At 67.4% G+C, this 17713-nt stretch carries 17 protein-coding genes; 4 read left to right on the forward strand and 13 right to left on the reverse strand.

Features of this window, described 5'->3' with window-relative positions:
• Positions 1-24 precede the first annotated feature (24 nt).
• The 6 genes from V3B46_RS13535 to V3B46_RS13560 all read right to left on the reverse strand — a co-directional run bounded on the left by V3B46_RS13535 (position 25) and on the right by V3B46_RS13560 (position 5209).
• Positions 25-519: a TPM domain-containing protein gene (locus V3B46_RS13535; protein ID WP_329892138.1), complete on the reverse strand. Its 495-nt coding sequence runs from the start codon at positions 517-519 to the stop codon at positions 25-27.
• Positions 519-1406 carry a TPM domain-containing protein gene (locus tag V3B46_RS13540; protein WP_154262366.1) on the reverse strand — a complete coding sequence of 296 codons (888 nt, stop codon included), beginning with the start codon at positions 1404-1406 and terminating at the stop codon, positions 519-521. Before V3B46_RS13540 ends, V3B46_RS13535 begins: the two co-directional genes overlap by 1 nt.
• 3 nt (positions 1407-1409) lie before the next feature.
• A complete protein-coding gene (locus V3B46_RS13545) occupies positions 1410-2030 on the reverse strand; it encodes a LemA family protein (RefSeq protein WP_329892139.1) in 621 nt (206 codons plus the stop codon).
• Positions 2031-2651: 621 nt separating this feature from the next.
• A complete protein-coding gene (locus tag V3B46_RS13550) occupies positions 2652-3812 on the reverse strand; it encodes an MFS transporter (RefSeq protein WP_329892140.1) in 1161 nt (386 codons plus the stop codon).
• A gap of 220 nt (positions 3813-4032) precedes the next feature.
• Positions 4033-4782 (reverse strand): TerC family protein, encoded by a 750-nt coding sequence (locus V3B46_RS13555; RefSeq protein ID WP_106467106.1) that lies wholly within the window; start codon positions 4780-4782, stop codon positions 4033-4035.
• A gap of 31 nt (positions 4783-4813) precedes the next feature.
• A complete protein-coding gene (locus V3B46_RS13560) occupies positions 4814-5209 on the reverse strand; it encodes a diacylglycerol kinase (RefSeq protein ID WP_032129924.1) in 396 nt (131 codons plus the stop codon).
• A 211-nt stretch (positions 5210-5420) separates the two neighbouring features.
• Here V3B46_RS13560 and V3B46_RS13565 point away from each other — a divergent pair, with 211 nt between their 5' ends.
• Complete coding sequence (locus V3B46_RS13565) at positions 5421-6122, forward strand: SGNH/GDSL hydrolase family protein (RefSeq protein WP_154262362.1); 702 nt, start codon at positions 5421-5423, stop codon at positions 6120-6122.
• Positions 6123-6270: 148 nt separating this feature from the next.
• Here the strand turns inward: V3B46_RS13565 and V3B46_RS13570 are convergent, their stop codons facing one another.
• The 3 genes from V3B46_RS13570 to V3B46_RS13580 all read right to left on the reverse strand — a co-directional run bounded on the left by V3B46_RS13570 (position 6271) and on the right by V3B46_RS13580 (position 9143).
• A complete protein-coding gene (locus V3B46_RS13570) occupies positions 6271-7542 on the reverse strand; it encodes a sensor histidine kinase (protein WP_032129926.1) in 1272 nt (423 codons plus the stop codon).
• Positions 7543-7697: 155 nt separating this feature from the next.
• Entirely contained in the window at positions 7698-8411 is a 714-nt protein-coding gene (locus V3B46_RS13575) for a response regulator transcription factor (RefSeq protein ID WP_002811889.1), read from the reverse strand.
• Positions 8412-8498: 87 nt separating this feature from the next.
• The gene (locus V3B46_RS13580) at positions 8499-9143 is read right to left on the reverse strand and encodes an arylesterase (RefSeq protein ID WP_154262360.1); all 645 of its coding nucleotides are present in this window, start codon (positions 9141-9143) and stop codon (positions 8499-8501) included.
• A 75-nt stretch (positions 9144-9218) separates the two neighbouring features.
• Here V3B46_RS13580 and V3B46_RS13585 point away from each other — a divergent pair, with 75 nt between their 5' ends.
• The 3 genes from V3B46_RS13585 (at position 9219) to V3B46_RS13595 (ending at position 12973) form a co-directional block, all read left to right on the forward strand.
• On the forward strand, positions 9219-9866 hold the full coding sequence (locus V3B46_RS13585) for an ABC transporter ATP-binding protein (protein ID WP_154262358.1): 648 nt from the start codon (positions 9219-9221) through the stop codon (positions 9864-9866).
• Positions 9863-12379 (forward strand): ABC transporter permease, encoded by a 2517-nt coding sequence (locus tag V3B46_RS13590; RefSeq protein WP_329892141.1) that lies wholly within the window; start codon positions 9863-9865, stop codon positions 12377-12379. The genes V3B46_RS13585 and V3B46_RS13590 overlap by 4 nt, the downstream gene beginning before the upstream one ends.
• Positions 12380-12487: 108 nt before the next feature.
• Positions 12488-12973 (forward strand): hypothetical protein, encoded by a 486-nt coding sequence (locus tag V3B46_RS13595; RefSeq protein ID WP_329892142.1) that lies wholly within the window; start codon positions 12488-12490, stop codon positions 12971-12973.
• A 332-nt stretch (positions 12974-13305) separates the two neighbouring features.
• On the opposite strand, the gene V3B46_RS13600 is transcribed toward V3B46_RS13595, so the two are convergent.
• From V3B46_RS13600 to hemP, 4 genes are all read right to left on the reverse strand, one after another.
• Positions 13306-14232 carry a DUF6607 family protein gene (locus V3B46_RS13600; RefSeq protein ID WP_329892143.1) on the reverse strand — a complete coding sequence of 309 codons (927 nt, stop codon included), beginning with the start codon at positions 14230-14232 and terminating at the stop codon, positions 13306-13308.
• 73 nt (positions 14233-14305) lie between these two features.
• Positions 14306-14905 carry a ChuX/HutX family heme-like substrate-binding protein gene (locus V3B46_RS13605; protein WP_049399785.1) on the reverse strand — a complete coding sequence of 200 codons (600 nt, stop codon included), beginning with the start codon at positions 14903-14905 and terminating at the stop codon, positions 14306-14308.
• Positions 14906-14909: 4 nt separating this feature from the next.
• On the reverse strand, positions 14910-17153 hold the full coding sequence (locus V3B46_RS13610; RefSeq protein ID WP_329892144.1) for a TonB-dependent hemoglobin/transferrin/lactoferrin family receptor: 2244 nt from the start codon (positions 17151-17153) through the stop codon (positions 14910-14912).
• 153 nt (positions 17154-17306) lie between these two features.
• The gene (gene hemP, locus V3B46_RS13615) at positions 17307-17501 is read right to left on the reverse strand and encodes a hemin uptake protein HemP (protein ID WP_005412278.1); all 195 of its coding nucleotides are present in this window, start codon (positions 17499-17501) and stop codon (positions 17307-17309) included.
• Positions 17502-17713: the final 212 nt, after the last annotated feature.

Raw genomic sequence — 17713 nt, forward strand, 5'->3', positions numbered from 1 at the left:
TTCTCGGGCCAGTGCCGCCCCGGCTCAACCAAGGAGCTGGGGCGAGTTCGGCAACGCGTCATCGTTCGACCGCGTCGAGGCCGGAAAGTGCCCTTCGATCAGGCTGGAGACCTCGTCGATGGCATCCTGCAGCGCTTGCACCGGATTGGCCCCACGCAGGCCCTCGCGCAGGTGGGTGCAGACCCGCTGCCACTGTGCCGGGCTGACCCGGCCGTGCAGGCCCCGGTCGGCGACGATCTCGATGGCGTGGTCAGCCAGCAGGAGGTAGATCAGCACGCCATTGTTGTGGGTGGTATCCCAGGTGCGCAGGCGGGCAAAGGCATGCTCGGCAGCCTGGCGCGGGGTGACCTTGTGCCACAGCGCGGCCAGCGGCAGGTCCGCTTCCACCGCGAACATCACCTGCCCACCGTGGCGCTGCTCACCGGCCGCGATGGCCTCGGTGATCGCCTGCAATGTGGCGGGCGGGAACGCGCGCCGTACCGACGGCGAAAACACGTGCCGACATAGACGTTGGATCATCACCAGCCCCCCGAAGCACCGCCACCACCGGAGCGGCCACCACCGCCACCCCAGCCGCCGCCACCACCGAATCCACCGCCCCCGCCGAAACCGCCTCCGCCGCCCCAGCTGCCACCACCCCAGCCGCCACCGCCGGCAAAGCGGCCCGGGTGGCCGGAGAGCATGGCCACGATCAGGCCGACGATGCCGGCCAGGCCACTGGCCAGCAGCGTGGACGTGAACAGGAACGCCGCCAGCGCCGCACCGGCACCGCCGAGCAGGCCTCGCAGCGGTCGCGGCACGCGCGAGAACACGCCGCGCAGGATGCTGCCGGCGAACACACCGATGAACAGCGCCAGGAACCAGGTATCGCCACCACCGCTGGGCTCACGCCCGCGATGGCCGCTGACCGGTGCCGGCAGCGTTTCGCCGTCGATCAGCTTGACCAGCACCGCCGTGGCGTCGGTGATGCCACCGGCGTAGTCGCCGCTGCGGAAGCGCGGCACCAGGTATTCCTGGATGACCCGGTTGGCGATGGCATCGGGAATGGCGCCTTCCAGACCGTAGCCCGGCTCGATGCGCACGCGCCGGTCGTCCTTGGCCACCACCAGCAGCACCCCGTCATCCACGCCCTTGCGGCCGATCTGCCATTGGTCGAAGACCCGCGTGGTGTACTGCGCGATGTCCTCGGGCTGGGTGGTCGGCACCACCAGCACCTGCAGCTGGCTGCCCTTGCGCTGTTGCAGCTCGATCGCCTGCTGCACCAGCGCCTGCTTCTGCGCGGCATCCAGCGTGCCGGTGGTATCGACCACCGGCGAATCCAGCGCAGGAACCGGCGCCAGCTGCTGCGCATGCGAGGCCAGCGGCAGCCACAGCAGCAGGGCCAGCAGCGCAGAGGCCAGGCGCATCGATCAGGTCCCCGGCTGCGATGCCGGCTGCTGCTGCGGCGTGTTGCCGAAATCGACCGACGGCGCGTTGGAGATCTGCGCTTCGTTCTCCACCGTGAAGTTCGGCTTGGTCTTGTAGCCGAAGATCTTGGCGGTGATCACCTGCGGGAACGAGCGGATGTAGGTGTTGTAGTCCTGCACCTGCTGGATGTAACGGCCGCGGGCGACGGTGACCCGGTTCTCGGTACCTTCCAGCTGCGCCTGCAGGTCGCGGAAGTTCTGGTTCGACTTCAGTTCCGGGTAGTTCTCGGTGACCACCAGCAGCCGCGACAGCGCGCTGCCAAGTTCGCCCTGGGCCTGCTGGAACTGCTTGAGCGAGGCTTCGTCATCGGCATTGACGTTGATCTGGCCAACACGCGAACGGGCGTTGGTCACTTCAGTCAGCACGCGCTCTTCCTGGCTGGCGAAACCCTTCACGGTCTGTACCAGGTTGGGCACCAGGTCGGCGCGACGCTTGTACTGGTTGATGACCTCCGACCAGCTGGCCTTGACCGCTTCATCCTTCTGCTGGATGGCGTTGTAGCCGCAGCCGGAGAGCAGGGAGGCCAACAGCATCAGGGGCAGGACACGGGTGAACAGGCGCATGGCGGAGGTTCCGGGTGGGCTTGGCGCCGAGCATGCCATGGTTCGGGTGAAAGACCGGCCATCGGGCACCGCCCCCTCCGCGGTGGTTGGCGAGGAAGCGCTATCGGGGTCGGCCGGGAGGGTGGGTTGGCTGGGGGGCGCTGCAAGTACGTCCATGTAAGCTCGATCGCGCTTGCTCGTGTGCGCTGTCCTGCGCACACGGCAAGACCGGGGTTGGGCATCCTGCCCAACCCGCCCGTGGCATGCCTCGGACCCATGGCGCTCACGCCCCCAGCCAACCCACCCGCCCGGCCTCATACGGCTTCCTGCGCACCGCGGGAAGATCAAAAGAAAAAAACAGAAGCAAAAGCCGGTTCTTCAAGCATTCGTGTCGACCAAGGTCGACACCTACCAGAGCGGAACGCCGTTGCGACAGACCGCGGGAATCTGTCGAAGGCGGGGTGGGTCCGGTTGCGGGGGTGTCCGCGGCATGGATGCCGCGGCCAAGCCTCCATGGACGGATTCACGGCGTCCCCCGCCACCGGACCCATCCCGCCAACCCACGGAATGCAGGCTGTTGCTGTTGCTGTTGCTGTTGCTTCGGCGGGTGCAGGGCGCAGCCCTGCCGGAAACCCTCCCCTCTCAGCAAGCTTCAGCCACAGCAGTGCGAGGACGACCCAGCCACGCCAGCAGCAAGCCCGATGCCGCCAGCAGGCCACCGGCCACCGGAATCGCGGCATAACCCAGGCCCGAACTGATCACCGCACCGCCCAGCGCCGCACCCACGGCATTGCCCAGGTTGAACGCACCGACGTTGATCGACGACGCCAGGCCCGGCGCCTCGCTGGCCGCCTGCATCACCCGGATCTGCAACGGCGGCACGATGGCGAAAGTCGCCGCGCCGAACAGCAGCACACCGAGCGCTGCGGTAACGTGGCTCATCAAAGCCAGCGGCAGCACTAACATCAACACGGCCAGGACCGCCAGCAGGATGCGGGTGGCACCATCCAGCGACCAGTCGGCCATGCGCCCACCGATGCCGTTGCCGAAGGTGAAGCCGATACCGATCAGCGCCAGCGACATCGCGATGAAGGCGTTGGAGGCACTGGTCAGTTCGGTCAGCACCGGCGCCACGTAGGTATAGAGGGTGAACATCGCGCCGGCGCCAAGCACGGTGGTGGCCATCGCCAGCAGCACCTGCGGCTGCAGGATCGCTCTCACTTCGCGGCGCACGTCCGGGCGCGGCCCCGGTGCAGATGCCGGCAGCGCGAAGCCGAGCGCGGTGATCGCGACCAGGCCCAGCACCGCCGTGCCGGCGAAGGACAGGCGCCAGCCCAGCTGCTGGCCGACCCAGGTGGCCAGCGGCACACCGCCGATATTGGCGATGGTCAGGCCCATGAACATGGTGGCCACGGCCGCGGCCTGCTTGTCCTTCGGCACCAGGCTGGCGGCGACCACCGCACCGATGCCGAAGAAGGCACCGTGGTTGAGGCTGGTGACCAGGCGCGACAGCAACAGCAGTCCGTAGTTCGGGGCCAGCGCCGACAGCAGGTTGCCGACCACGAAGATCGACATCAGCAGCATCAGCGCGGTGCGCTTGCCAAAACGGCCCATCAGCAGGGTCATCACCGGGGCGCCCAGCATCACGCCCACCGCATACGCGGTGATCAGCATGCCGGCGGTGGGGATGCTCACGCCCACGCCGTCGGCGATGACCGGCAACAGGCCCATCGGCGCGAATTCAGTGGTGCCGATGGCGAAAGCGCCGACGGCGAGGGCCAACAAGGCGACTCTGGAGTTCATGGGGTCATCCTGCGTGGGGCAGGTCCTGGAAAAGAGCGCGTAGCCTGCGCGCTTTGTCGGCCCGGATTAAGCCTCGCCCCGGGAAAACACTGTTGATCTCAATTCACAGCTGGCGGGAACCGCCCCGCCGGGTATGGCCCGGCGAGCCCAATGGGTCCCATAACGCAGAACCCCCGGCGCTGGCCGGGGGTTCTGGGAGACACATTTGCCTGTGATCTGCTTACCAGTCGCCGGCACCCGGCACGTGGTGTTCGCGCGCGCGGCGGCGCATCAGCAGGTTCAGCCATTCCACCAGCACCGAGAAGCCCATGGCGGCGTAGATGTAGGGCTTGGGCACGTGCACGTCCAGGCCATCCAGGATCAGCACCGCACCGATCAGCAGGATGAAGGCCAGTGCCAGCATCTTCACGGTCGGGTTGGCATCGATGAAGCGGCCCAGCGGGTTGGCGGCCAGCAGCATCACCAGCACCGACAGCAGGATGGCGGCGACCATCACCGGGATGTGATCGGCGATGCCGACGGCGGTGATCACCGAGTCCAGCGAGAACACGATGTCGATGATGGCGATCTGCAGGATGACCATGCCGAATACACCCGAGGCCTTGCTGGTGGCCGGGTTCTCGTCTTCGCCACCGGTGATCAGTTCCTTGATCTCCATGTAGCCCTTGATGATCAGGAACAGGCCACCGACGATCAGCACCAGGTCGCGGATGGAGATGCCCATGCCGGCCACGGTGAACAGGTTGGCGGACATGTGCGCCAGATAGGCCAGCGACACCAGCAGGGCGATGCGGGTGATGCAGGCCACGGCGATGCCGAGCTTGCGCGCGAACGGGCGACGCTCTTCCGGCAGCTTGCTGACCGCGATGGAAATGAACACCAGGTTGTCGATGCCGAGCACGATTTCCAGTGCGCTCAGGGTGAACAGGGTCACCCAGGCATTGGGGTCGGCGAGGAACTCAAAGGACATGGAAACTCTTCAGGACAGTGGGGGAATGGGATCAGCCGTAATTGCCGGCCATTGCATGCGGGACCACAACCAGCGCCCAGCACAGAAGCACGTTCATCATCAGCACGAAGACCGCCGCCGAACCCATGTCCTTGGCGCGACCGGCCAGTTCGTGGATCTCGCTGCCGTAACGTTCGATCACCGCCTCGATGGCCGAGTTGGCCAGTTCCATCGCCAGCACCAGCAGCATCGAGCCGATCAGCAGCGCGCGCTCGACCGGGGTCTGGCCAAGCCAGACCGCGACCGGGGTCAGCAGGATCAGCAGGTAGACCTCCAGCCGGAACGAGGACTCATGCAGCCAGGCGGCGCGCAGGCCCTGCCAGGACCAGCGGGCGGCCTGGAAGATGCGGCGCGGGCCGCGGGGCAGATGGCCGAACTGATCAGCCACGGGTGGAACATCCAGCAACAGGGGCGCGGCGCAGCGACCGCTCAGACGCACGGCAGGGAATCATGGGTGCACAGGGATAGGCAGATGGCCGCCATTTTGCCACAAGGCCGCCAGCCGCATCCCGGCACCGGCCCGGTGAATGGACTGCCAGGGGCAAGCCCCGGCCCGCCCAAGCTTCTATGATGACTTTCCCCTTCTGCTGGAGCGCCTGATGTCCCGTCGCCGTACCTGCCTGCTGATGCTGGGCCTGCTGACCGCCGCCCCCCTGGCCCAGGCGCTGAGCCCGGCCAAGCCGCCGCGCGTGCCCGAGCAGGTCTCCAACGTGGCCTGGGCCGGCGACATGGCCCACTTTGCCAGCGCCGACCAGGCCAGCCCGCCGCCACGGGGCGGCATCGAGTTCATCGGCAGCTCCTCGATCCGCATGTGGGAGAGCCTGGCCACCGACTTCCCCGGCCAGCCGGTGTTCAACCGTGGCTTCGGCGGTTCGGAAGTGCGCGACAGCACCTGGTATGCCGGCCAGATCGTGGTGCCGTATGCGCCATGCAAGGTGTTCTTCTACGCCGGCGACAACGACCTCAACAGCGGCCGCAGCGCCGTGCAGGTGCGCGACGATGTGGTTGCCTTCGTGCAGCGCGTGCATCGCGACCTGCCGAAGACGAAGGTGGAGTACCTGTCGATCAAGCCTAGCCCGTCGCGTGCGCACCTGCTGCCGGCGATCAACGAGGCCAACACGCTGATCAAGGCGGCCCTGGCCAAGCTGCCCAACACCGGTTTCACCGACGTCTACACGCCGATGCTCGGCGCCGATGGACAGCCGGACGCGACGCTGTTCCGCGAGGACATGCTGCACATGACCCCGGCTGGCTACGCGATCTGGACCAGGGCGCTGGGACCGAAGGTGAAGTGCGATTGAAGCAGGCCTGCGTCGGGCATGGCCCGGCGCTACCGCGACAACGCGTGTGCTCCGGTAGTTGCCAACCTTGGTTGGCATGGGGCACCGGCGTGAATCCTGTTGAAAGCGCCGACCAAGGTCGGCATCTACCGCGGCAGCTGGAGCCGCGTCAGCGGAAGATCACCGTGGCCTCGGTGCCCTGACCCGGCTCGCTGGCCAGGCTGACCTTCCAGCCGAAGCGGTCGCACAGCCGGCGCACGATCGACAGGCCCAGGCCGGTGCCCTGCGGGCGGCTCGGCTCGGCGCGGTAGAACGGCTCGAAGGCCCGCGACAGTGCGTCGGCCGACATGCCGATACCGGTATCGCGCACCACCACCCGGTCGTTGTGCACATGCACGTCGATGCGCCCCTCATCGGTGTAACTGCACGCGTTGCGCACCAGATTGCTGACCACCACCTGCAGCACCCGCGGCGGCGCATGCAGCTGCACCGGGCCATCGCTGTGCAGGTGCACCGACACCGGGCGCGTACCCAGCAGTTCGTTGGCGTTGTCCACTTCATAGCGGACGATGTCATTGACGTCGAACAACTCGACCTGGGGCTCGACGTCAGCCTCGCGGGCCAGGATCAGGAAGGCATCGATCACCGCCTCCATGTCACGGCCGGCACGCTGGATGCGCTGCAGGCTGCGGCGCAGGCGCGGCTCCAGGCTGTCATCGCCCAGCGCCATGTCGCTGGCCACGCGGATGACGGTCAGCGGTGTGCGCAGTTCATGGCTGGCATCGCGGGTGAAATTGCGCTCGCGCGCCACGTGCGCGCTGACCCGGTTGGCCAGCGAATGCAGTGCGGCCGCCAGCTGGCGGGTCTCGCCCTGCATGTCCGCCGGCAGCTTGTTCGGCTCCAGGTCGGCCGCCTCCGGGTGGCCCGGGTCCCAGCGCGAGACGCGTCGCGCCAGCCAGTTCACCGGCGATACCAGGCGCTTGGAAGCACGATAGGTGACCCAACTGGCGCCATACACCGCCAGCAGGGTCAGCAGCACCGGCACGATGCCGAACCAGAACGCCAGCATCTCCGCACGCGAACGCAGGAACACCAGGTAGAGGCGGCCGGCCGGGCGCACATCGACCAGCACCAGCTGGTCGTCCTTGGGTAGTTCGTGGAAGCCGGGCTCCAGGTTGCGCAGATTGGCCGGCAACGACAGGGCCGACTGCCCGCTTTCCAGCAGGTAGCCACGGATGTTCTGGGTGTTGGGTGGCGGCTGCACCGGCGAGGCCTCGTGCAACGTCCAGAAGTACGCCGCCTCCTCGCGCAGGGCGGCGCCGACCAGGCTGTGCTTGATCACCAGCGAAACCAGCCACGCACCGAGCAGGATGCCCAGGCTGGCCAGCACTGCCTGCAGGATGAAAGCGATACGGATCTTGCGCGGCAGGCCGTGCGGCATTGCGGGGTCCCGGTCAGAGCGCTGCGATTATAGGCAGCGCACCGCGCCGTTGGGATGCACGGGCGATGACCGGCGGCACTGCCGGACGGTCATCCCCTGCCCTGGTGCCTGGCCGCAGCCCGGCCCGGCCTGCGGCTGCACCGGCGCGGGCCTGCTCAGGCCATCGGCTGGGCGATGTCGGCAATGCGGTAGCCGGCACTCTGCACGGTATGCAGCAGCGGACGGTCGAACGGCTTGTCGATGATCTTGCGCAGGTTGTACAGGTGGCTGCGCAGGGTGTCCGAATCCGGCAGGCCGTTGCCCCAGATCTCGCGTTCGATCTCCTGGCGGGTGACCACGCGCGGCGATTCGCGCATCAGGATGGTCAGCAGGCGCAGGCCGATCGGCGACAGCTGCAGCTCGGTACCGGCACGGGTGGCACGCATGCTGACCGGATCGAGCACCAGGTCGGCGACCTTCAGCACTTCCGAACCCACCTGGCGGCGTTCGCGGCGGATCAGCGCGCGCAGGCGGGCTTCCAGCTCCTGGATCGCGAACGGCTTGGTCAGGTAGTCATCGGCGCCGAAACCGAGGCCGGTGAGCTTGTCGTCCAGCGTGTCGCGTGCGGTGAGCATCAGCACCGGGGTGGACTTGCGCGCATCGTTGCGCAGGCGACGGCACACTTCGATGCCATCCAGGCGCGGCAACATCAAGTCGAGCACCACGACGTCATAGCTGTTTTCCGCCGCAAGGCGGTAGCCATCCAGGCCGTCCTGTGCATAGTCGACTTCAAAGCCGCGACCTTCCAGGTATTCCCCGATCATCTCGGAGATGTTGCGGTTGTCTTCGACCACCAGCACCAAGCCGGAGGTCTCCTTCGTCTGACGCATGTGATTCCCTCTAACTTCAGCTTTGTGAAACATGCCGGATCGACGGTGGACGCGATGTGAAGTTCCGTCAAGAGGTAAAGAAACGGTTCAGAGCAGCGGCCTGAGCAGCGGCCAGACGTTGTCCAGCACCTTCGGCTGCGCCTGTGCGGTCGGGTGCAGCCCGTCGGCCTGCATCATGCCCGGCTGCAGGGCCACGCCCTCCAGCAGGAAGGGCAGCAGCGGCACCTTGTACTGCGTGGCCAGCGCCTTGTAGGCCGCCGCCAGGCGCTGGCGATAGGCTGGCCCGTAGTTGGGCGGCACATCGATGCCCAGCAGCAGCACTTTGGCACCGGCCTTCTGGCTGGCCTGCACCATCTTTTCCAGGTTGCCCTGCACCTGCGCCGGGGTCAGCCCGCGCAGTGCATCGTTGCCACCGAGGGCAATCACCACCACGGTCGGTTTTTCCTTCGCCAGCAGGGCGGGCAGGCGGGTCAGCGCGCCGGCGGTGGTTTCCCCGCTCATGCTGGCGTTGACGATGCGCGCCGGGGTTTTCGACTGCTGCCTGACCCGCTGCTGCAGGAGGCTGACCCAGCCGGCGTCGGCAGGGATATTGTGGGCAGCACTGAGGCTGTCGCCGAGCACCAGCACGGTGCCGGCCGGACCTTTGGCACAGGCCAGCCCGGGCAGCAGCAGGAACCCTAGCAGCAGCACCATCATCACGCCGGCTCGCCGGCTCCATCCCATCTTGCGCATTGGAGTCTCCTCATCGACAGCCTGTCCCCCCGCAGCGCGTCCGTTGCCATCGCCGTCGACCAGGTCGGCAAATCCGTGCAGGGCCCGGAGGGTGAAGTCCACATACTGGACAACATCACCCTGACCGTCCATGAAGGGACCAGTGCGGCCATCGTCGGCGCCTCCGGTTCCGGCAAGACCACCCTGCTCGGCCTGCTGGCCGGGCTGGACCTGCCCAGCCGCGGCCGCATCGCGCTGGCCGGCCAGGACCTGGCGGCGCTGGACGAGGAGGCCCGCGCCCAGCTGCGCGCGCGTGAGGTCGGCTTCGTGTTCCAGAGCTTCCACCTGCTGCCGGCACTGACCGCCGCCGAGAATGTCGCGCTGCCGCTGGAACTGGCCGGGCGCGAAGACCGGGCGCGGGTCGATGAAGTGCTGGCCCAGGTCGGCCTGGCCCATCGCGCCCGCCACTATCCGCGCCAGTTGTCGGGCGGCGAGCAGCAGCGCGTGGCACTGGCACGTGCCTTCGTCACGCGCCCGCGCATCCTGTTCGCCGACGAACCGACCGGCTCGCTGGACCACGCCACCGGCCAGCACATCAGCGACCTGCTGTTCGAACTCAACGCCGGCAGCGGCACCACCCTGGTGCTGGTCACCCACGACCTGCGCCTGGCCCAGCGTTGCCAGTACATCCACCGCATCGACGACGGCCGCCTGTTGCCGGTCGAGCGCGGGGCGCAGGCATGAACCTGCTGCGGCATGCGTGGCGCGCGCTGCGCCGCGAGGCGCTGGCCGGCGACCTGCTGACCGTGTTCGCCGCGTTGGTGCTGGGCGTGGCGGTGATGACCGCGGTCGGCACGCTGGTGAACCGGGTCAACCTGGCACTGACCGGCAGCGCAGCGGAAATGCTTGGCGGCGACCTCGGCATCGCCGGGCGCGACGACCCACCGCAGGCGTTCGCCGAAGAAGCGCAGCGACGCGGTCTGGCGCATACCCGCATCGCCAGCTTCGGCAGCGTGCTGTTCCATGGCGAGGCCAGCCAGATGGCCAGCATCAAGGCCGTGGCAGCCGGCTATCCCCTGCGCGGCACGCTGCGGGTGCGGGCCACGCCCGGTGGCGCCCTGATCGCCAACGCCGGCATGCCGGCCAAGGGCCAGGCCTATGCCGACCCGCGCCTGCTGCAGGGGCTGGGCCTGAAAGCCGGTGACGACCTTGAATTCGGCGCTGGCACGCTGCGCATCGCCGGCATCATCGAGGCCGAGCCGGATACCGGCGGCGACCTGCTTACACTTTCCCCCACCCTGCTGGTCAACCGCGCCGATGTGGAAGGCACCGGCCTGCTCGGTCCGGGCAGCCGCATCAACTACCGGCTGATGTTCGCCGGGCCGGCCGACCAGGTTGCCGCGCTGCGCCAGTGGTTGCTGCCGCAGGTCAAGGGCCTGCGCCTGCTGAGCGTGGACGACACCCAGCGTGGCGTGCGCCAGGCCTTCGACCTGGCCGGGCGCTTCCTCGGCCTCAGCGCGCTGCTGGCGGTATTGCTGGCCGGCGTGGCGACCGCGCTGGCGGCGAACCGCTTCGCCCTGCGCCGCATCGACCAAGTGGCGATCCTGCGCTGCCTGGGCGCGCGCCAGCGCGACATCCTGTCCGGTCTGGCACTGCAGCTGCTGATGCTGGCGGTGCCGGCCTGCGCACTCGGCATCGGCCTGGGCATGGCTGCACAGGAAGGCCTGGTGCAGGTGCTGGGCAGCCTGGTGCCGCAGCGCCTGCCGCTGCCAGAGGCAATGCCTGCGCTGACCGGTGCCGGCATCGGGCTGTTGCTGCTGTTCGGCTTCGGCCTGCCCCCGCTGCTGCGCCTGCGCGGGGTGCCGCCGATGCGTGTGCTCAACCGTTCCTTCGCCGCCCTGCCGCCGGCCTCGCTGCTGGCCTACGTGGCTGCCCTGGCGGCCAGTCTGCTGCTGGCGGTGCAGGTCACCGGCGACCTCAAGCTGGCGCTGTGGGTGCTGGGCGGCCTGGCCGCGCTGGCGGTGGCGGCCGGCGTGGTCGGCTTCATGCTGTTGCAGCTGCTGCGCGGCCTGCAGCACCGCCTGCATGGCCACTGGCGGCTGGGCCTGGCCGCGCTGACCCGGCGCCGGATACTGGCGGTGATGCAGCTGGTCGGGCTGTCGCTGTCGCTGTGCGCGCTGTTGCTGCTGGCGGTGACCGGCCCCGGCCTGCTGCAGCAGTGGCGCGAGCGACTGCCCGCGGATACGCCGAACTACTTCCTGATCAACATCCAGCCCGAACAGCGCGACAGCGTGCTGGCCGCACTGCGCGGGTTGGGCGCCAACGACGCCGGCATCGAACCGATGGCCACTGGCCGCCTGATCGCGATCAACGGCAAGCCGCCGCTGCGCGTGGACCGCTCGCCGGAACAGAGCGGGCAGCCGGCACAGGGCGAAGGCCAGCGCGATGACGACGACGAGAACCGGCCGTTGAACTTCAGCTGGCGCAGCAGCTTCCCGCCAGCCAACACGCTGGTCAACGGTACGTTCTGGAAGGCAGACAGTACCGCCGCCGAAGCCTCGGTGGAAATCGGCTGGGCCAAGCGTTATGGCGTGCAACCCGGCGACCGCATCACCATTGCGGTGGGCGAGCAGGAACGCGAGTTCACTGTCACCAGCGTGCGCAAGGCCGACTGGAACACTTTCCGTCCGAACTTCTTCGTGCTTCTGAACCCGAACGCGGTGGGCGATACGCCGCACAACCTGCTGTCGGCGTTCCATCTGCCGGCCGGCAAGGCAGCCGGACTGGGCGAGCTGGTCCGTGCGCAGCCGAACCTGTCGCTGCTGGACGTGGACGCAGTGATCTCGCAGGTGCGCGATGTGATGGAACGGGTGGCACAGGCGGTGCAGCTGGTGATGGTGTTCAGTCTGCTGGCCGGCGTGCTGGTGCTGCTGGCCGCGCTGCAGGCCACGGCGGGCGAACGGCGCTACGACAGCGCGGTGCTGCGCACGCTGGGCGCGACCCGGCGCCAGCTGCGCGGCGCGGTGCTCGTGGAATTCGGTGCGCTGGGCACGCTGGCGGCGTTGCTGGCGGTGGGCGCGGCCGCTGCGATCGGCGTGGTGGTTTCGCAGAAGGTGTTCGAGCTGCCGTTGCTGCCGCCGTGGCCGGGCCTGCTGATCGGCGGCGTGGTCGGCATCGGCTTGAGCCTGCTGGCAGGCTGGTGGGGTACGCGCGCGATCCTGCATACGCCACCGGCACTGGCCCTGCGCGAAGCCTGACGCGATCGTGACACGCTCGGGTGGGGCGCTATGCTGCGCGCCCCACCCGATCAGATCGTCCGGAAGCGGAACCTCGTTCACCGCGCTCCCGATGTTCAAGGAATGAAGATGAAATACGGCGTCTGTCTGCGCATCCTTCTGGCCAGTTCCCCGCTGCTCACCGCGGTGCTACCCGCAGGCGCCCGCGCGGCGGAGGGCTATGTTCCTGACGCGGTGCAGGCCTTCGTTCTGGAAACGGTGCTGGCCGATGAAGCGCAAGCCTTCCACGAGGGCCACCCGACCTATCTGGTTCCGGCCAGCGTGTCACGCACGCGCAGCGATGCCGACGTGGTGGCCGGCCTGCGTGCTGAGTTCGACCGGTTCTACCGGGGCCAACCGAAGCCGAGAAAGGAAGTGGCGCACATGGCGATCCTCGTCGCACAGACCGCGCTGCTGCTGCCGGACCGTAGCGCCTGCAGCACGGATCGAGTGCGTTGCCACCAAGCTGTCATGGGCGTCCGCACCCGCGATGACGAGGCGGGCCTGCAGGCCACCCTGCGTGCCTTCCAGGACGCCGGGCTGGACCTGACCACCTTGAGGGGGCCGGTGTCCTGAGTGCAGGGCATCCACGCATGGCGTGGATGCAGCGTGCGATCACCGATGGAGAGCGTGCCGAGCAAGCTCGGCACCTACCAGAAGCGGATATGCGGCACGGTAGATCCACGCCATGCGTGGATGCGGTGTGCGATCACCGGCGAAGAGCGTGCCGAGCAAGCTCGGCACCTACCAGGAGCGGATATGCGGCACGGTAGATCCACGCCATGCGTGGATGCGGTGTGCAACCGCCGGCGAAGAGCGTGCCGAGCAAGCTCGGCACCTACCAGAAGCGGATATGCGGCACGGTACCTGACCGGAGGATCCGCGCCATGAGTCGAGCAGGGCTCGACTTACTGGGCCTTTTCCACGTACTTGGCGAACACGTCGTCGATCTGCTTGTCCTTCACCTTCTTGCCGGCCTGGATCTCTTCGGCCTGGGTGAACAGCGGAATGATCATCGCCATGCCGTCGATCTTGGTCTTCAGGTGCACGCCCGGGGCCTGGCCGAGGAAGCCGTCCCAGCGCTGGCGCACCTTGGCCCAGTAACCGGCAGTGGCCTTCCAATAGTTGCGCGCCGGGGTGAAATCGACCTCGGTGGTCTTCACGTAATCATTGAAGCCGAACTCGCGGGCGATCTCCACCTGGCTGCCGTCGGCATTGCGCTGCACCTTGGTGTTGAACTGCTCGTGGGTCCAGCCGTTCGGGGTCAGCGTGTGGCGGTTGATCACGGCCAGCGCGTTGTAATCGCTGCGCTTGGTGTACTCACGGCGCGGCAGCGGACGCCAGCTCAGGTCGCTGCTCCAGCTAGGCACGTTGTTGGTGTAGGTCCACTTTCCGGTGCCGCAGTAGCGCGGTGCGTCGCTCACTTCGTACACGCACTGGGTCCAGGCGCCCTGGTTCACCGCCGCCGGAATGCTGCGCACCTTCCAGGTCTGGTCGGCACTGAACTCGAAACGGTTCGGTGCTTCGTACACCCAGTCCTGGCGCCAGTGCTTGGTGATGTGGCCGCTCTTCTCGTCCAGCAGCAGGTGCTGCAGCACGATGCGCTTCGGCGTGTCCTCGACCACGATGACCACTTCGCTGCCGCCGCTGCGCATCGCCGGTGCGCGCTCGTAGCCCGGCTTCAGCAGCACGGTCTCGTCGAAGGCGAAATCCACGGTGTACTCACCCTGCATGGCAAGGATGCTGTTGTGGTCACGGGCGATATCGGAGGGCTGCGCGCTGGCCACGCCGCTGGCGGCGAGCACAAGCAGGGCGCTGGCTGTCTGGAGCTTCATCGGGGTCTTCCTTCGGGGTTGCAGATGCGTTGAGAGGCCGTCCGTGGCCGACAGGCGTTCCATCAGGAGTGAGTCACAGGCGGATCAGCGGCAGGTCGCCGGGAATCCGCGGCGCCGGACGCCGCGCGGCATCGGCACAGCAGCAATCGTCGATTGCCAGCTCGCCTTCGGCACCTTCCAGCCGTGCAATGCGGCGCGCGGTGGCTGCGCCCAGCGAGGACAGGGTCGACAGACTGGCGGCCAGCGTGCGGCCATCGTCGGCGGCATGCAGGCGCAGCGCGCACAGGCGCCAGCGCTGGCCACCCAGATGACCGGCCAGGCGCCGCCACAGCCGTTCGCCGACGCTGCCATCGCTGTCGTGCTCGGGCCCCGGCGGCAGCGCGGCCACCAGCCGGTCCCAGGCCAGGAAGTCGCTGTCCGGCAGCAGGTACAGGCGCCACACGCAGCGGCCGCGGCCATCGAGGAAGCACAGGCTTTCGCGCAGGCCTTCGCTGTCCACGCCCTGGCAGGCATGTACACGCACCGCCTGGCGCCAGCCGCCCAGTTCGTTGCCGTCGGCGTGGTACAGGCACAGCACGGTGCCGAGCGTGGCCAGCTGTGCCGGGGTCGGCCAGGCCGCGCTGTACGGCGCGGCGATGGAGTCATTCCTGCGTGCGGACAGTGCTCGGCTCATGAGGTCACCAGGAAACGGCAAGGCTGGCGGAGAAGGTGCGGCCCGGGCTGCTGAAACGATCGCTCAGTGCGCGATTGGTGATCAGGCTCGGGGTGATGGACGACCATTCGATGTAGCGCTTGTCGGCCAGGTTGAAAACGCCGACATTGAAGGTCGCACCCGGCGCGAAGTTCCAGTGCGCCATCAGGTCCAGCACGCCGTAGCCGGCCGGCTGGTAGACGAACGGCGCCGGTGCGTTCGGATTGGTCTGCGCAGCAGGCGGCGGCAGGCGCTTCTTGCGCTGCACGAAGGTGCCGGCCAGTTCGACGCCCCAGGTATCAGTGTCGTACATCAGGCCCAGCGTGCCACGCAGCGGATCGACCGAGGCCAGCGGTTCGTCATCGGTCCGGTTGTCACCACGCGACCAGGCCAATGCACTGCGCAGCGCCCAGCCCTTCAGCGCCGGGCTGAGTTCACCGAACTCGATACCGGCCTTCATTTCCGCGCCATAGATGCGTGCGTCGGCGATGTTCTGCGACTGGAACACGGTCAAGCCCTGCGCGTTGCGGCCGGTATCGACGTTGGACTCGATGAAATCCTTGTAGTCGTTGTAGTAGCCGCTGACACTGACGTATGCCGCCGGTGCGATGAAGCGCAGGCCCAGTTCGTAGCCGTCGCTGGTTTCCGGCTTCAGGTCCGGATTGGCGATGGCGGTATAGCGGAAGGCCACGTTGGTCAGGCCGATGTTGACGTCGTTGTACGGCGGCGAACGGAAGCCACGCGCATAGCCGGCGAACAGCGACCACTGGTCGGTGAAGCGCCAGACCATGCCCAGCTTCGGCGACACGCTGGTCTTCTTCAGCTGCGCCACGGCCGTGGTCGGGTTGTCTTCGGCGAAGATGCTGTCCACCTCCGGCTTCAGCTCGTAGCGGTCCACGCGCACGCCCGGCACCAGCGACAGCTTGCCGTCGGCCAGGCGTATTTCATCCTGCGCGTACAGGCCCAGCTCGGTGGTCTTGCTGATCGGGAAATCACGCACCGGGAAGGTGTCGGGGGTAACGGTGTTGCTGACCACACCGGCACGGTTGACCTGGTAGCCGTCGCGCTTCTGGCGGATCTCGGTACGCGTGCCTTCGAACCCGTAGGTCAATGCGTGCTCGACGCTGCCGGTGGTGAACGCCTTGTTGAACTGCGCCTGCAGGCCATAGGCATGCTGGTCGAAGGAGAACACGCGGTGGCGGCGGCTGCCGTCGGTGCGGGTCTCGTCGGTCTGCTGCCGGGTTTCGCTGTTCTGCGCGTACACCTGCCAATGCAGGCTGTCGGCGAACGGCTGGTCCAGCGCATCCATTTCGTGGGCGAAGGAGACGCGGGTGCGCTTCTGGGTGTCGTGGGACTTCATGCCGGTGGCGGCTGCAAGTGCGCCCGGGCGCGGCGCAACGCTGGCGATCGCCGACAACACATTGGTATCGGTGGTGTCTTCGTTGCCTTCCACGGTCAGGCGGAAGCGCTGGTCTTCGCTCGGTGCGTAGACCAGCTTGCTGAGCAGGCTGCGGCCGTCGCGGTCCTGCGGATTGGACGCGGTGCGGGTGTCGTTGTCGCTGCGCACCGTTCCCTTGTTGTCCGTCTCCTGGCCCTGGTGGTGGTTCACATTGACCAGGCCGCTCCAGTGCTCTCCACCGAAGGCAGCGGTGGCACCGCCGAGCAGGCCCTTCCACTCGCCGTCGTAGCCGAACTTCAGTCCGAAGTAGCTGTTCTTGCCGTCCTTGAGGTAGTCGGCCGGGTCCTTGGTGACGAACGCGACCACGCCGCCCAGTGCATCGGAGCCGTACAGCGAACTGGCCGGGCCGCGCACGATCTCCACACGCTTGAGCGTATCGAGGTCGGTGAAGTTGCGGTTGGAACTGGCGAACGAACCGATGTCGAAACGGGTCGGCATGACGATGCCGTCGGTCTGGATGCGCACGCGGTTGCCATCCAGGCCACGGATGCGGAAACCATCCAGGCCGAAGCGGGTCGCGCTGCGGGTGACCGACAGGCCTGGCTCGTAGCGCACCAGATCCTTGATGTCCTGCACCAGGTACCGGTCCATCTGCTCACGGTCGATGACGTCCACGGTGGCCGCCACGTCACTCACGGCCCGCTCGGTGCGGGTGGCGGTGACCTGCACCCGATCGAATTCGCGCGCATCGGGCGCAGCGGCGGCGGCAGCGTGGGCGGACAGCGGCAAAGCCATCCAGACAGCGAGACACAGGGCGGTATGGCGGGTCATCAGGTTCATTCGGTCAGGCAGGGGAACCCCCGGTTACCGGCACACCCGGAAGGTGCACGCGGTAGACCGAGGGGGAGAGAGCGGGAGCGGACGGGTCGCCCACCCTGTCGGCGCTGCCGGCAGGAGGGAGGGAGGCGGGCGACCAGGCCGCGATTACTTGGTCAGGATCAGCTTGTCGTTGCTGGTATGCCGCAGGCGATAGAAGCGGTCGCCGTGCTGGATCAGGATTTCACGACGGCCCTTGAGCAGGGCTTCGCTGTCGATGACCTCTTCCGGCGGAACGACACGGACCGGACGATCGCGGAGGGTCAGCGTTTCGGGGCGCAGCAGTACAGGTTGAGCATTCATGAGCATCTGGACTCGTGCGAGGGACGAGTTAAATGATAATGATTCTCAGTTGACAATCAACAACCATTCTCAATTTCATTGATGGGATTAATGATCGAATTCTGAAATTCGATAGATTTCATCAATTGGATCGCGATACAGGTGTGTAGAGTCGAGGGTTTGTCGAATGCGGGTTGTTTTAGCAGTAGACAAAAAAAGGACACTACCAACTC

The sequence above is a fragment of the Stenotrophomonas sp. SMYL11 genome, assembly GCF_036320005.1.
Classification (GTDB): Bacteria; Pseudomonadota; Gammaproteobacteria; order Xanthomonadales; family Xanthomonadaceae; genus Stenotrophomonas; species Stenotrophomonas maltophilia_A.

Bases quoted from the DNA above. Each gene is read 5' to 3' on its own strand.
- V3B46_RS13595 (WP_329892142.1), top strand. From the start codon at position 12,488: ATGAAATACGGCGTCTGTCTGCGCATCCTTCTGGCCAGTTCCCCGCTG.
- V3B46_RS13600 (WP_329892143.1), bottom strand. From the start codon at position 14,232: ATGAAGCTCCAGACAGCCAGCGCCCTGCTTGTGCTCGCCGCCAGCGGC.
- V3B46_RS13605 (WP_049399785.1), bottom strand. From the start codon at position 14,905: ATGAGCCGAGCACTGTCCGCACGCAGGAATGACTCCATCGCCGCGCCG.
- V3B46_RS13545 (WP_329892139.1), bottom strand. From the start codon at position 2,030: ATGCGCCTGTTCACCCGTGTCCTGCCCCTGATGCTGTTGGCCTCCCTG.
- V3B46_RS13570 (WP_032129926.1), bottom strand. From the start codon at position 7,542: ATGCCGCACGGCCTGCCGCGCAAGATCCGTATCGCTTTCATCCTGCAG.
- V3B46_RS13565 (WP_154262362.1), top strand. From the start codon at position 5,421: ATGTCCCGTCGCCGTACCTGCCTGCTGATGCTGGGCCTGCTGACCGCC.
- V3B46_RS13580 (WP_154262360.1), bottom strand. From the start codon at position 9,143: ATGCGCAAGATGGGATGGAGCCGGCGAGCCGGCGTGATGATGGTGCTG.
- hemP (WP_005412278.1), bottom strand. From the start codon at position 17,501: ATGAATGCTCAACCTGTACTGCTGCGCCCCGAAACGCTGACCCTCCGC.
- V3B46_RS13540 (WP_154262366.1), bottom strand. From the start codon at position 1,406: ATGCGCCTGGCCTCTGCGCTGCTGGCCCTGCTGCTGTGGCTGCCGCTG.
- V3B46_RS13555 (WP_106467106.1), bottom strand. From the start codon at position 4,782: ATGTCCTTTGAGTTCCTCGCCGACCCCAATGCCTGGGTGACCCTGTTC.
- V3B46_RS13575 (WP_002811889.1), bottom strand. From the start codon at position 8,411: ATGCGTCAGACGAAGGAGACCTCCGGCTTGGTGCTGGTGGTCGAAGAC.
- V3B46_RS13535 (WP_329892138.1), bottom strand. From the start codon at position 519: ATGATCCAACGTCTATGTCGGCACGTGTTTTCGCCGTCGGTACGGCGC.
- V3B46_RS13610 (WP_329892144.1), bottom strand. From the start codon at position 17,153: ATGACCCGCCATACCGCCCTGTGTCTCGCTGTCTGGATGGCTTTGCCG.
- V3B46_RS13550 (WP_329892140.1), bottom strand. From the start codon at position 3,812: ATGAACTCCAGAGTCGCCTTGTTGGCCCTCGCCGTCGGCGCTTTCGCC.
- V3B46_RS13590 (WP_329892141.1), top strand. From the start codon at position 9,863: ATGAACCTGCTGCGGCATGCGTGGCGCGCGCTGCGCCGCGAGGCGCTG.